Origin of the sequence: Moraxella lacunata (genome assembly GCF_002027545.1) — a bacterium.
Classification (GTDB): domain Bacteria; phylum Pseudomonadota; class Gammaproteobacteria; order Pseudomonadales; family Moraxellaceae; genus Moraxella; species Moraxella lacunata.
Window position 1 is genome coordinate 1 of sequence record NZ_MXAN01000055.1, and the last position, 14335, is coordinate 14335.

Genomic DNA, 14335 nt, shown 5'->3' on the forward strand with positions numbered 1-14335 from the left:
GTAGGTTTTTTGGAACGGTTAGATGTGTTTAACAAGCACCTTAGAATTTCGCCCGTTTTGCCATTGTTTAAACCGCTCACAAGGCAACTCATTTGGGGTGGTTTCGCTAAATCCATTTTCAATAAACCAATGCAGGGTGCGTGTGGTCAGGGCAAACAGGCGGAATTTACCCTTGCGTTTGGCACTTTGTTCGGCAAATTTTAAAAGGTTTGCCCCACGCTCGCCACTGCGATAGTCGCCATGCATGGCAACGCTGGCAATCTCCACGCTCTCATCGTCTAGCTCATGCATGGCGATACAGCCGATGATTTTGCCGTCTCGCTCCATGACGCTAAATTCATCTATCATCTCTTCTAGGCGTTCACGACTGCGGGCGATGAGTATGCCTTGTTCTTCTAGGGGGCGAATGATTGCCATGATACCGATGATGTCAAGGGCGGTGGCTTGCCTGATGTGGTCGTAGTCGCTTTGGCTTATCATCGTGCCACGCCCGTCTGTCGTGAACAACTCGCCCAACAAGGCATCATCTTTGTCAAAGTCAATGAGCTGAACACGCCCCACACCATGCTGGCAGGCGTGAATGGCATGCGTGAGTGTGGGGGCGAGCGTGGATGTGGGGATGAGCTTGTGGGCTTCTGTGGCGGTCAACTCCTTGATGAGCGAGCCGTGCGAGTCGGTCAGGCTTTTACCTAAGATGATGAGCTTATCCGCCACCAGCGATGTGGCGATGTGCGTGGCGACATCTAGGGCATTAAGGTTAAACAAATCGCCCGTTGCCGAAAAGCCGATGGAGTTGGCGATGACGATGTGATGATTGTCAAGGCTGTGTTTGATGGCTTTGGTGTCGATACGGCGGACTTCGCCCGTCTGCATAAAGTCCACGCCATGACGTACGCCAAAAGGCTTGGCATTGACAAAGTTGCCTGTTACTGTGCTGATTTTTGCCCCAAATAGGGGCGTGTTGGCAAGTCCTTTGGAAAACTCGCCTTGGATTTTTAGGGTAAGCTGTCCGACCACCGCCAAAATGGTCGGCATGGCAGATGTGGGGGTAACACGCACGCCATGACAAAAGGGCGTGTCATCGGTGAGCTCCGCCCGTGCTAGGGCATCATTTATCTGCACCCTTGCCCCATGCACCAGCACCAAGCGAATACCCAAACTGTGCAGTAGTGCCAAATCCTGCACCAGCGTGGCAAAGCTGTCATGGGCGACCGCTTCACTGGTCATCATGACGACAAAGGTCTTGCCCCTGTGGGTATTGATGTAGGGCAAGGAGTGGCGAAACCAGTGGATGGGGTTTGGGTGGGTCATGGCGTGCTATGATGGTGTTTTTGATGAATTTTATCATAAAATCAGCAAAACTCATCAAATTATTGTCTCATGACTTGTCTTTTGTGCCTTTTTTATCGTGCCGTCTTTTGTTATGTCTTACCATTTGGTCAAAATTTGGCAGAAAGTTACCATAAATAAACGCACGCTTAACGCACGCAACAGCTTTTCATGCTATCATGGGCGACATTTATTTTTACCATAGAGTTAATGAAGGAATGATTATGCCCATCCAAATGTTGCGTGGCGGTGTTGCCGTGTTGTCCCTGACCGCCTTGTCGGTTGCCGTGTCAGCCCATGCCATGCTACCCACCCCGACCGAGGCCCCCGCCCTAAACCAGACAAATGCAGGGGGCGAGATTAGCTATACTGCCAACCCCCAAGCCAATCCGAATGCCCCAACGCTAAACACCCCAACGGCAGGCAGGGTGGTCACGGTCACACCGCACAGCACCCCCATTCACAATCCATTGGCTCAAAATCCTACCCCTGCCGTCACCCCGATGGCGGTCAGTCCCTTGCAAGCCCCTGTGGCATTTCCTGCACCCAATATCCCTGCCAGTCCTGCCACACCTGCGACTGCTTCGACAGCTTATGCAACTGGCATTCAGAACCCAACCCAACAAGTCCCCACTCAAACCCAAAACCTTGCTCAAACCCAAACCCCCCAACGTCAAGGCTCATCAGTAGGGATTCAAAGCGTGGTGAATGCGTTCATCGTGCAAAACATCAATGGTCAGGAGACGCTAACCCCCATTAATGCTGGTACGCCCGTCAAGTCAGGCGACATCTTAGAATATCAAGGTTTGTTCACCAACAACAGCTCGGAGCGGGTGCGTTCGATGGATGTTACCCTAAGCATTGCCGATGGTTTGGAGTTGGTTGGCGGTATCCACCCCAGATTTCCCCATGCGACCATTGATGGCAGTCGCTTTGTCCGCTCGCCCATTCGTGCCAACGTGGGCGGACAAGTCCAAGAGTTACCCCTGTCGAATTATAAAGCCCTAAGATGGACGCTAGAAGACATCGGTCTTGGTGGTACGAGTGTGGTTAAATATCGTGCCAAGGTAAAATAAACCACAAACAAATATGGTTTTAAAACTTTAAAATGACGGCTTTGGGTCGTCATTTTTTGTGTGTTTGTTTTTAAAAATCATGGTTTAAAAGTGTGGTGTGAAAAGATGTTTTTAAAAAGTCATGACATGCCAGCGAGATAAGGCTGTTTTTACGGGTGTTTTTATAAAAGTTGCTTTTTATAAAAAATGCCTTTAATATAAGCCCATCACTCACATCAAGGATTATCATGACCGACCTAACGACCTACATGAATGACGTGGGAGTGCGTGCCAAGACCGCATCCGCCACGCTTGTCCGAGCCGACACTGCCACCAAAAACCACGCCTTAGCCTGTATCAAATCGGCTCTTATCGCCCAAAAAGATGGGATTTTATCCGCCAATGAGCTAGATGTACAAAACGGCAAGGATAAGGGGCTAGATACTGCCTTACTTGACCGCCTTATCATCAGTGATAAGGTGTTTAATGGCATATTAAGCTCGCTTGATGACGTGATAGCCCTTGCCGACCCCATTGGCGAGATGAGCGAGATGACCTACCGCCCGAGTGGCATACAGCTTGGCAAAATGCGAGTACCGCTTGGCGTGATTGGCATGATTTATGAAAGCCGTCCCAACGTTACCATAGAAGCAGGGAGCCTTGCCATAAAATCAGGCAACGCCATTATCCTGCGTGGCGGTTCAGAAGCCTTTCACTCCAACCAAGCCCTAGCCCATGCGGTGCATACAGGCTTACAGCAGACAGGACTACCGACCGACTGCGTGCAAGTACTGACCACCACCGACCGTAATGCGGTGGATAAGCTCATCACTATGGTGGGCGTGGTGGACGTGATTATCCCACGGGGCGGACGGGGGCTGATAGAGCGTATCGCCAATAACGCCCGTGTGCCAGTCATCAAGCACCTAGACGGCAACTGTCATACTTATGTGGACAGTCTGGCGGACATGGACATGGCGGTCAAGGTATGCGTCAATGCCAAAACGTCTCGCTACTCGCCGTGCAACGTCATGGAGACCTTGCTCGTTCATGCGGACATTGCCGATACCGCCTTGCCACGGATTGCCCAAGCCATGCATGACGTGGATAACGCCATGACGTTTAAAGTGTGCGATAAATCCAAAGAGATTTTGGCAAATGTTGGCGTAAACATAGAGCCTGCCACCGATGACGACTGGTACGCCGAATACCTTGCCCCCATGCTCGCGGTCAAAGTCGTGGACGACCTAGACCACGCCATCGCTCACATCAACCACTACGGCTCGCACCATACGGACGTGATTATCACAAATAGCTATGAGAATAGCCAACGCTTTATCCGTGAAGTGGATTCAAGCTCGGTCATGGTCAATGCGTCCAGTCGTTTTGCGGACGGCTTTGAGTATGGACTGGGGGCGGAGATTGGTATCTCCACGGACAAAATCCATGCTCGGGGGCCTGTGGGACTGCATGGGCTAACTTCTCAAAAATGGGTGGTGTTTGGGCATGGAGAGATTAGAATATAAATTAAAAAAACACATTTCATTTTCAACTTAAAATAACAACTTGCAGATTATTTGATAACTATTTTTTGGGTTGTAGGGGCGAATCACATTTGCCATTGATAAGTTAATCACTTATATAAAGTTGAGAATGGGGGTGCAATCTAGCTCATTTTATCGCCACTGCCAAAGCAAGTAACGCACAAGTGTGTTACTGCATAATGCGTTTGTGCTTTTAAAGGTACAAAATAATGTTACCGTGAATGTATGGGTACACCATGAATAAAGAATTTGCCATTGAGACAAAACAGCACGCACTTCATTGTGTGGAGCATTTAACGTCTATTTTGTATGCCGAACAATTTGCCGAATGCTCGCCAGAAGTGCAAGAGCGGTTAAAGCGTAACATTGGTATCTTAATTGGCGAAATCCAAATGACTGTTTTGGAGGAAGTGTATCAATCTTTTCCAGAGTTAGATGATTTAAAATAGACTTCTTTCCAAACCCTGATTTTTATGGATTTTTAAAAACTTCAACCCCAATACTTATAAGGGTTTATTTTTAGTTTGGAAAGAGATTTAATAAAAAGAGTGGGCTAGCCTAATTTGAATTGATAATCATGCTAAATATTGATTGATAATTATTACTTTTTGGGATATAGTGTGCGGTGGAATTGCTCATTTGGGTAATTTCGCCCTTTCATTTTTATAAGGAATTATCATGAAAAAACTTATCGCAATCTCCGCCCTAAGCCTTGCCACGTTTGGCATGACTGCTTGTCATCACACCGCACAAGCCCAAATCAAGCCCACCGCCACCGCCCTTGCCACCACCAACACCAGCTACAAAAACGAACGCCACATGACGATTGACGGCGTATCTTTTCCTGTTAGCGAAACGTCCGCACGCATTTTGGTAGGGGCGGATGGTCAGCCCTTGCTCGTGGACGATATTTTTGACGGTAAGGCGGACACCCCTGTGGCAGGCTATCGTATCATGGTGATGAACCGTGCGTCATCGGTGGCGGTGGAAGGACGCACCCTAAAAGATGGTAAGGTCATTGATAACCGCATGATTCATCGTGGTTCAAAAGCCCGTATCGGCATTCCTGTGGTGGGTGGTAAAGTGGCGTTGGATAAGGCGGTACTACTGGATTTAGACATTATCTATGACGACCCAAATGCACCCCTTGCTGAAGGTCAAGCATTTAAGCCCCGTGGCGAAAAACTTACCAAAAAAGACGTGCCTGTCAATGACAAAAAAGTCGTGGTACGTTCATTTACTCTGCCAAACCTAGCCACGGGCGAAAATGCAGGCGGGGGCATTGACTTTACCGCCACAGCAACCATTGAAGGCAAACAGGTCAGCACGGGGGCAAACTCGGCGTTTCAAATCTTTGAAGGTGGTATGGACGAAAAGCGTTTTTGATAAAGGCAAGTAAGGCAAGCCATGAATAACAAAGGTGTGTAGAAACGCCTTTGTTGTCATTATTACCCATCAGTCATTGTCTATTGCACCAGTCACTCACACAACGCCCGCCAAATCTCATCTAATCCATTCATGCCCGTCATACCAAGCTCAATACCGCCTTGGGGCGTGGTAGGCTCTCGCAGGTTAATACGAATCAGGCGTGGGGCAAAGCCATCGCCAAACCGCCTTACGGTTGGTATTGCCGTCCCTGCCCCAATCTCGATGACGACAGGGTTTTGGTGGGTCGTCAAAAACTCGTGCAGGCGTGTCTCTTGCTCGTCCGTGCGATAAGACTGCCAACCCCCAAGCCAAATCAAATGTCTCAATGACAGGCAAAATGGCAGCAGTCGCTCCACAAAGTATCTTCATCCAAAATCCACTGGGTCAAAGCCCCACTCCTACCGTTATGCCCATGACGGTTAGTCCCCCCCAAACCCCCCAACAAGGCTCATCAGCAGGCATTTGGAGCGTGGTTAATGCGTTTGTCGTGCAAAATATCAACGGTCAAGAGACGCTCACGCCCATCAATGCTGACACTACCGTCAAATCAGGCGATACCTTAGAGTATCAAGGTCTATTCACCAACAACAGCCCAGAGCGTGTGCGTTCAATGGAGGTTACCCTAAGCATCGCTGATGGTTTGGTGTTGGTTGGTGGCATTCATCCCAAATTCCCCCATGCAACCATTGATGGCAGCCGTTTTATTCGTTCACCGATTCGTGCTAATATTGGTGGACAAGTTCAAGAATTGCCCTTGTCTGACTATAAAGCCCTAAGATGGACATTGGAGGACATTGGTATTGGCGGTACAAGTGTTGTCAAATATCGTGCTAAGCTAAAATAAAACAAAAATGACGGCTTTGAGTCGTCATTTTTGTTTTATGTTAATTGCTTTGTTATATCACACAAAAGCAATTAACACCAATTGTTTAAGATTACTCATCAATCAAACAACTACCACTTATAAGTCATTGAAAATAATAAAGAACGCCCTTTGGCAAAATTGGTCAATACCGAGCGAGTAGTACCGCCGTATTTTGCATCAGGCTTACACAACTGCCCCGCTGCACAAGGTGCACCTTCATCTGCATCATTATAATATGAATGATAATAACGCTGAGTGGCGGCATCATTGTTGGCATCTAAGGGGTCAATATACAGTTTATCAAACGCATTTTGCACATCAAGACGCATCACCAAATCTTTTGTCGGTTCATAAGCAACATAAAAATCATGCACCAAAGGTTGTCTTTTTAGCATCTCAATTTGTTTGATGACATGGGCGCCTTTATCATCTGAGTGCGATGTATTACCGCCATGCGTGCCATCAATGTATCTGGGTTCAATGGTCGCTCGTGGGCTTTGTCCATAATAACGCACCATACTGCCCACGGTGAGTTTATTATCAAATGCACGCACACCAAACTCAAAACGACCATAATCTTTGGGCAACATTGACACTTTGCTTAGCCCATAGCCTTGGGTTAATTGGTCTTCTTTTGAGCTATTTAGTGGGGACTCGCTGGCATCGCTATAATTGGTTGGCTGGTCGGTCTTTTGTCTGGCATAAGACAAATTGGTAAAATATCGCCCAGCATCATAGTTTATTTCAAGCTCTAAGCCCTGTTTATGCACAGGCATTTGCCAGTTGCGATGTTGTATGGTATTGCCTTTTAATGCACCACTGGCAACCCAACTGGGTGGATTTTTTGTGTCATACCATTTGCCATAAACATTATGAATGTAATTGTTGATACGGCTTTCATAACCCAATACTTTTAGCCCCAAAGTATCGTTGTCTGTCAATAGATTGCGCTTAAAAACATTAAAACCCAACTGATATGTATTGGCTTGTTCTGGTTTTAATGCGGTATTGACACCAACATCACCAATTTGAGAAAAGAACATTTCTTGAATGTTGGGCATTCTGTGCGTGCGTGCAAAGCTGACAAAAGGCATAAAACCTGTGTCATATTTGGCACTTAAAGTAACAGAATGGTTGACGGCGTGTTTTTTACCAGAAGTGGTTACCAAAGGCTCATACACATCACAACTTGGCGAGCAGTGCTGTTTATAAATTTGCGAATCTTCACCAAACTTATCTTTAAACTCTTTTTCGCTGCTATAATAACTGGCATGCTCACCACTAAAACGATACTGACTGGCATTAACGCTATAATCTAACTGATATTTGTCTTTTTGTAATGATGTGTCCAAATAAATAGAATGAAAACGCTGTTTGCCTGAGGGCTGTACAATCACCGATTTTTTTGGCAATGTGCTGCTTGTCCCCTGAAAACGACCACCACAGGCATCATAACCGCCGCCACATAATAAATCATTGGTATAAAATAGCCCAAGCTCATCTGGGAAGCGATTTTTTGAATATTCATTATGCAATATGTTAAGCCCAATGGTTGTGGTCAAATCCATTTGCTTTGGCAGATTAAAGGTGTGAGTGTTGTTTAGGTCAAAAAGATTGGCAGTGTTTTTGGCTTCAAAGTCTTTATCCAATTTCCAGCCTGTAAAAGTTGAACCTTTGGGATATTTTTGTACGCCCACATTATGAGCTGCCAACACTTTTAAATCAATGATCTCATTTGGGTTGTAAGCAACATCAAGCTGATAATTATCATTGCTGATATGGCGACTACCTATCGTGGTGTCCATTTTACGCAGTTGTAGACCAACATCGCTGGTATCGTTGTTATAGTTAATTTTTGCCAAATGGCTTTTTGAGGTTTGGTTTAGGGCGGTGATATCAATGGGGGCGATGCTGTACTCTTTTGCACCATAATCTTGCCATTGTTTCTGCTTATCAGCAACATAGTCATCAAATTTTTCTTTTGTATCAATACAGCCCAGCCCATAGCACTTACCGCCAAATCGATATTTTCTGTCCCATAAAGGCTTGCCTGTTTCTTCATCTAATTTGGTCAAATCTTTTTGCCAGGAACGGCTGGCTTCATCGTAAGTGAGTACATGCTCTTTGGCAAAAACTTGTTTTTGTTTACTAAGTAGCAAGTCATCACCAACATTGCCAATGTGCGTCCCACCACCACCAACTTTATAATTTTGGCTAATGTCTTTGTGGCTATAAGCATATAAAGCACTGATACTGCCATTATCAAGCCATCCACGTCCGCCAGCTGCCAGCATAAAATTTTTATCCGTCACATTTTTACCGGTCAAACCCTTGGCAATGACGCCAAAATTCTTGTCATCTTTAATCACATCATCAGCATTTAGCGTACGAAAATTGGCCGAACCTGTTAAGGTATTTAGACCACCTTTACCATTAAAACTGCCTTTGTTTAATTCAACGCCTGCGATGAAATTTTGGTCAATCACCGCACCAAACTGTGAGGTGCCACCCCCACGCCCAGCATCGGTTGAGGTGCTGTAAAAGGTTTGGGTTACACCATCAACCATGCTGTTGGCACGCCCAAATCCGCTATCGCCTCGCACATTCAATGATACCAGCCCAGAGGATTTATCCTGCTGAGTGAACGCCCCTGGCATACTACGCACAATGGCATCAACATTCTCACTAGCATTAAATACATTTTCTCGCACACTGGTGGCTGATGCTTTGGTAAAGGGTTTTTGGGATTTTTTGGTGCCGTGGGGTGCTGTTACGATAACCTCATCTAAGACAACAGAAAAATCGGTTGTCTTTGTAGCTTTGGGGTCATCATCTGCCATGGCGGCTTGGGTGATGTGTAGCAAACACAAGGACAGCATGCTAAGTTTTAGTACCTTTTTAGCATGATTTTTATGTTTGGTTTGTGTCGTTAAATGAAAGATTTGGTTCATAGTATTACCTGTTATCATCATCGCTTTGCTGACTGTGTTAATCATTTTAACAATTTAACAATTTAACAATGGCAAACGCCATCACATTGTGCCTGCTTTTATTACCAATCATCACAAAAGCAGGCAGAATTTGTTAAAAAGTTTGTCAAAATGTAAAAGACGATAATATACATCATTATCATTTAATTTTCAAGCATGGCAATCAATTATCCATTTTAAATCAAAAATGGGTGGTGTTTGGGCATGGACAGATTGGGACATAAATTAACAAAACCCAACATACAAGGTTGGGTTTTATAAGGGCTTGGCTTTTTAAGATAAAACAGTCGTGTGCTTAGCTGATCATCTGTTTTAACAACGCATTGACCTGAGCGGGGTTTGCCTTGCCACGGCTGGCTTTCATCACTTGTCCGACCAGTCCATTAAAGGCTTTTTCTTTTCCGCCTTTGTATTCATCCACCATGGTTTGGTTATTGGCAAGCACATCGGCGATGATGGCTTGAATTGCCCCTGTGTCGGTCTCTTGTTTTAGTCCATGCTCGCTGATAATTTCATCAGCACTTTTGTCAGACTCCCACAGATGACCAAACACCTCTTTGGCGATTTTACCGCTGATGGTATCATCCAAAATTCGCACAATCAGCCCCGCCAAACGCTTGGCACTGATGGGTGATTGGTCAATGGTCAGCTCATTTTTGTTCAGTGAGCCTGACAGCTCGCCCATGACCCAGTTGGCCGCGATTTTGGCGTTATTTTTGCCAATGACATCAAGTACTTGCAAGAAATAATCCGACAGTTCACGACTGCCATTTAGTACATTGGCATCATAGGCGGTCAAGCCAAATTCACTCACAAATCGCTCTTTGCGTACGCTTGGCAGCTCTGGCATATCGGCACGCACCTTGGCAAGTGTCTCATCTGATATGATGACAGGCAACAGGTCAGGGTCTGGAAAGTAGCGGTAATCGTTGGCTTCTTCTTTGGTACGCATGGCACGAGTTTCGTCTTTTTCGGGGTCGTATAGGCGTGTGGCTTGCACAACTTTTCCGCCGTCCTCAATTACGTCAATTTGCCGTTCAATCTCGGATTTAATGGCACGCTCAATAAAGCGGAACGAGTTTAGGTTTTTAAGTTCACAGCGAGTGCCAAAAGGCGTGTTTGGCTTATGTACCGACACGTTGATGTCCGCACGGAACGAGCCTTCTGCCATGATAGCGTCCGAGATACCCAGCCATGTAACCAGTTCGTGAATGGTCTTGACATAAGCAACCGCCTCATCAACCGAACGCATGTCAGGTTCAGAGACAATCTCAATGAGCGGGGTGCCTGCACGGTTCAAATCCACACCCGTCATCTGCGGTACAGCATCATGCACCGATTTACCAGCGTCTTCTTCTAGGTGAGCTCGTGTGATACCAATGCGTTTGGTGTATTCATCCTTTTGCCCTGCATTGACCAAAATGTCAATATAACCCTCGCCCACAATGGGATTTGCCATTTGCGTGATTTGATAGCCTTTGGGCAGGTCAGGATAAAAGTAATTTTTGCGGTCAAAGGTGTTGTATGTGCCAAGCTCGGCATTGACACCCATGCCAAATTTTAAGGCACGCTCAATCACGCCTTCATTGAGTACAGGCAACGCCCCTGGAAAGCCCAAATCCACAATGGTGGCTTGGGTGTTTGGTTCTTGCCCAAAGGCGGTGGGGGCGTTTGAAAAGATTTTGCTGTCGGTGTTTAATTGGCAATGAATCTCAATACCAATCACGACTTCATAGCCGTCAATTAGGGGGGCTTGTTGGGTCATAATGTGTTCTCTTTTAATATAGGGTGCATGCCTTGCACCAATCAATTCGGGTAAGTCATCAGATACTCAGGGTTGCTCAGCATCTCGCTAATATTATCCCTTAACTCTTGCCATGTAATAAGTATCAACAAATTCGCCATTTCTAAACGCAAATTTCTTGGCTTCACCTTCGATATTAAAGCCAAATTTGCGATAAAGTGCCATGGCGTGCTCGTTATCGGTATAGACAGTTAATTCTATGCGTTGAAGATTGAGCCAATTATCAGCAAGATCAATCATCTGCTTCATGAGTCGGTTGCCGACGCCCATGCGCCAGAATTCTTCTTTGACTGCGATGATAAGCTCGCCTGTATGTTGTCTGCGCGGGCTATTGGCGACAGTCAGGGCGGCATTGCCGATAATTTGATAATCGTCATCGGTATCCAGCAGAGTCACAAAAGAATGCACATTGCTAGGAATGTTCGCCAATCGCTTCTCCCAAGTGTGTAGAGATTGATTGGGTAAATTTAGCATTTGGCAGGCGACTTGTTCTTGGCGGTATAGATCGTATAAGCCTTGAAAGTCGTAATGTTCTGTCGCTCGAATGATTACTTGAGTCATGGATTATCCTTGCTTTGCGATGCCAGATAATTCTGTGTGAAAATCGGTATTCGCCTGATAAGTATGAGCGGTTTTTAGAAGTTCACTTTCCGCCCAATGTTTGCCAATGAGTTGCAAGCCCACAGGCAAGCCGTTCGCTTGTCCCACAGGGTGCGATAGGGCGGGCAGACCTGCCAAGTTTACGCCAATGGTATATACGTCAAGCAAATAAATGCTGGCAGGGTCAAGGCTTTCGCCCAATTTATAGGCAGGCGTTGGGGCGGTGGGGCTTGCGATGATGTCGCATTTTTCAAACGCCTTTTTAAAGTCGTCCACGATGAGACGGCGAACCTTTTGGGCTTTGGTATAATAAGCGTCAAAATACCCTGCCGATAGGGCGTATGTTCCCATGATGATACGGCGTTGCACTTCTGCCCCAAAGCCTTCGGAACGTGAACGGGTGTATAAGTCGTGCAAGTCTTTGGGGTTTTCACAGCGATAGCCAAAACGTACGCCGTCATAACGAGACAGGTTTGAGCTGGCTTCGGCAGGGGCAAGCAGATAATAAGTGGCAAGGGTTATGGCAGGGTCGGTGATGTCCACTTCCACAATCTGAGCCCCCAGCTCTTCGTATTTGGCTAGGGCGGTGCGAATGGATTTTTCTACTTCGCTATCAAGACCTGCCCCAAAATACGCCTTTGCCACGCCGATTTTTTTGCCTGCTAGGGGTTTGCCGTCTGTCTTGGTCGCCAAAATGTCCGCCACATAATCTTCGGTGGGGCGGTTGATAGACGTTGCGTCTTTGGGGTCGTGTCCTGTCATCGGGGCGAGTAGGTAGGCACAGTCTAGGGCGGATTTGCCAAAAGTCCCTGCTTGGTCAAGGCTTGACGCATAAGCAATCATGCCATAGCGAGACACACGCCCATAGGTGGGCTTAATGCCTGTAATGCCACAAAATGACGCAGGTTGGCGGATAGAACCGCCCGTGTCCGAGCCTGTCGCCACAGGCACAAAACCGCTTGCCACCGCCGCTGCTGACCCGCCAGACGATCCCCCTGGTACACGGGCGGTATCCCAAGGGTTGTGTACCGCCCCAAAGTATGAGCTTTCGTTGTCCGAACCCATGGCAAATTCGTCCATGTTGAGCTTGCCTAGGCTGACAAAGCCAGCGTTGGCGATGTTTTCCACAACGGTTGCATCATAAGGCGAGACGAAGTTGGATAGGATTTTTGAGCCTGCTGATGTCAGCACGCCTTGGGTGCATAGGTTGTCTTTGTGAGCCATTGGCACGCCAAGCAGGGGGCGAGTGTCGCCTTCGGCACGCAGTTTGTCGGCAAGTTCGGCGTGTTTTAGGGCGTTGTCAAAATCTTTGGTAATAAAGCTGTTGATTTGCCCGTCTAGGCTGTCAATGCGACTGGCAAAATGTTTGACCAGTTCTTGACTGCTAAATTGTTTGTTTTTTAAGCCGTCTACTAATTCATGGACGGATAGGTGGTGTAGGTCTGTCATAAAATGCCTTTGTTAAAAGTGAAAGTTTAAATTGTCCATTCGTCTGTGATGATGGCAACTAAATAAGGGCGACCTTGATGATGTTCAAAAACCAATCTTAACACTCGCCAATCAAGATAATCCCAACGTTTAGAGCCTTTAAAGCCAAATTCCACAAAATCATGCTTGTGATATATCTGTTTTAGGTTATTTAGGCTATTGCCCCCATGATAAAACTCATTGATGGCAACGCTGTCAAAATCAAGCGACACATCACGCACCACCCAATTTGCCAAATAATCAGGCAAGGTGGTGATGAGTAAGTCGCCTTTGCCGTCTTGCTCTCCCCATGTGAATTTTATCCGAGAGCGTTTTAGGTAGTGATGAAAATCACTTCGGCTAAATACCTTATCTGTCGTTGGGTCAATGTGGGCATACATGCTAAAACGCACGCCTTTTTTGGGGTGAATGTGGGGCGTGATGGCATGATAATTGCCCTGCCAAAGTGCTTGTTTGATGGCGTGGGCGTTCTGCACAAAAGGGGCTTGTTGCACGTTTGTGATGGTATCGGCATGAGCGGTTGGCACGACTGTAGTCATGACCAACAATGGTAAGATTAAGCCCGATAAGGCACTTGCCCATGATTTCATGATGCGTCCTTTAATCACTCAATCACTTGTGGCACAAGATATAAGCCGTCTTGCACCGCAGGGGCAACCGCCTGAAAGCCGTCTCGGTCAATATTAGGGTTGGCGACATCGGCACGTAACTCGGTACAGGCTTCGTGAATGTTGGCAAGGGGCTTAATATCATCGGTATTGACATCGGACAAGACATTCATCATCGCAAGGATTTTGTCAAGGCTACCAGCGTAGCTTTGGGCGGTGGTGTCGTCAATGGCAAGGCGAGATAGGTTGGCACAATTTTGCACATCTTGGGCGGTGATTGTCATAAATTTTCCTAAAATAACAGTTAAAATGTTAATGTTTGATAAAAGCGAATAGACTGGCTAATTTTACCATAAATTAGGGCGTGTTGAACATTGATAACATTTTATTGATGCTTGATAAAACTTGGTGATTTAGTCTATTTTTGCATGAAAAATGGCTAAATCTTGCTTTTCATCGTCAAAAGCTTGTTTGATAGAATGGCTATCAAACAAGCTTTTTCCTTGAAAAACGTGCGATTTTTCTCATTTTTCGTTGCAAATATCAACATTCAACATGCCCTAAGCATTTCAAAAAACTAAAATTTAAGTAAAATAAGTCGGTTAAAATTTACTCAGGTATATT

The 14335-nt window shown here is 46.2% G+C and carries 13 protein-coding genes; 5 read left to right on the top strand and 8 right to left on the bottom strand.

The window, feature by feature from the left end; genetic code table 11:
- Positions 1-18 precede the first annotated feature (18 nt).
- A complete protein-coding gene (gene argA / locus B5J94_RS08105) occupies positions 19-1311 on the bottom strand; it encodes an amino-acid N-acetyltransferase (protein WP_062501165.1) in 1293 nt (430 codons plus the stop codon).
- A gap of 242 nt (positions 1312-1553) precedes the next feature.
- Here argA and B5J94_RS14805 point away from each other — a divergent pair, with 242 nt between their 5' ends.
- The 4 genes from B5J94_RS14805 to B5J94_RS08125 all read left to right on the top strand — a co-directional run bounded on the left by B5J94_RS14805 (position 1554) and on the right by B5J94_RS08125 (position 5314).
- Positions 1554-2405 carry a hypothetical protein gene (locus B5J94_RS14805; RefSeq protein ID WP_228144565.1) on the top strand — a complete coding sequence of 284 codons (852 nt, stop codon included), beginning with the start codon at positions 1554-1556 and terminating at the stop codon, positions 2403-2405.
- Between the two features lie 227 nt (positions 2406-2632).
- On the top strand, positions 2633-3910 hold the full coding sequence (locus B5J94_RS08115; RefSeq protein ID WP_062501163.1) for a glutamate-5-semialdehyde dehydrogenase: 1278 nt from the start codon (positions 2633-2635) through the stop codon (positions 3908-3910).
- A gap of 254 nt (positions 3911-4164) precedes the next feature.
- A complete protein-coding gene (locus tag B5J94_RS08120) occupies positions 4165-4377 on the top strand; it encodes a hypothetical protein (RefSeq protein ID WP_065255104.1) in 213 nt (70 codons plus the stop codon).
- A gap of 229 nt (positions 4378-4606) precedes the next feature.
- Complete coding sequence (locus B5J94_RS08125; RefSeq protein WP_062499672.1) at positions 4607-5314, top strand: hypothetical protein; 708 nt, start codon at positions 4607-4609, stop codon at positions 5312-5314.
- A 92-nt stretch (positions 5315-5406) separates the two neighbouring features.
- Here B5J94_RS08125 and B5J94_RS08130 read toward each other — a convergent pair whose 3' ends face one another.
- Entirely contained in the window at positions 5407-5673 is a 267-nt protein-coding gene (locus tag B5J94_RS08130; RefSeq protein WP_370582810.1) for a hypothetical protein, read from the bottom strand.
- A 20-nt stretch (positions 5674-5693) separates the two neighbouring features.
- On the opposite strand from B5J94_RS08130, the gene B5J94_RS08135 reads away from it, so the two are divergent.
- Positions 5694-6200 carry a hypothetical protein gene (locus B5J94_RS08135; protein ID WP_143821937.1) on the top strand — a complete coding sequence of 169 codons (507 nt, stop codon included), beginning with the start codon at positions 5694-5696 and terminating at the stop codon, positions 6198-6200.
- A gap of 110 nt (positions 6201-6310) precedes the next feature.
- Here the strand turns inward: B5J94_RS08135 and B5J94_RS08140 are convergent, their stop codons facing one another.
- The 6 genes from B5J94_RS08140 to gatC all read right to left on the bottom strand — a co-directional run bounded on the left by B5J94_RS08140 (position 6311) and on the right by gatC (position 13995).
- Complete coding sequence (locus tag B5J94_RS08140) at positions 6311-9172, bottom strand: TonB-dependent receptor domain-containing protein (RefSeq protein ID WP_062499666.1); 2862 nt, start codon at positions 9170-9172, stop codon at positions 6311-6313.
- A 334-nt stretch (positions 9173-9506) separates the two neighbouring features.
- A complete protein-coding gene (gene gatB, locus B5J94_RS08145) occupies positions 9507-10976 on the bottom strand; it encodes an Asp-tRNA(Asn)/Glu-tRNA(Gln) amidotransferase subunit GatB (RefSeq protein WP_062499665.1) in 1470 nt (489 codons plus the stop codon).
- 93 nt (positions 10977-11069) lie between these two features.
- Positions 11070-11576 (bottom strand): GNAT family N-acetyltransferase, encoded by a 507-nt coding sequence (locus tag B5J94_RS08150; protein WP_062499663.1) that lies wholly within the window; start codon positions 11574-11576, stop codon positions 11070-11072.
- Positions 11577-11579: 3 nt separating this feature from the next.
- Positions 11580-13064 carry an Asp-tRNA(Asn)/Glu-tRNA(Gln) amidotransferase subunit GatA gene (gene gatA / locus B5J94_RS08155; RefSeq protein ID WP_062499661.1) on the bottom strand — a complete coding sequence of 495 codons (1485 nt, stop codon included), beginning with the start codon at positions 13062-13064 and terminating at the stop codon, positions 11580-11582.
- Between the two features lie 26 nt (positions 13065-13090).
- Entirely contained in the window at positions 13091-13693 is a 603-nt protein-coding gene (locus tag B5J94_RS08160; RefSeq protein ID WP_062499660.1) for a hypothetical protein, read from the bottom strand.
- Positions 13694-13707: 14 nt separating this feature from the next.
- Positions 13708-13995 carry an Asp-tRNA(Asn)/Glu-tRNA(Gln) amidotransferase subunit GatC gene (gene gatC / locus B5J94_RS08165; protein WP_062499658.1) on the bottom strand — a complete coding sequence of 96 codons (288 nt, stop codon included), beginning with the start codon at positions 13993-13995 and terminating at the stop codon, positions 13708-13710.
- Between the last annotated feature and the right edge of the window lie 340 nt (positions 13996-14335).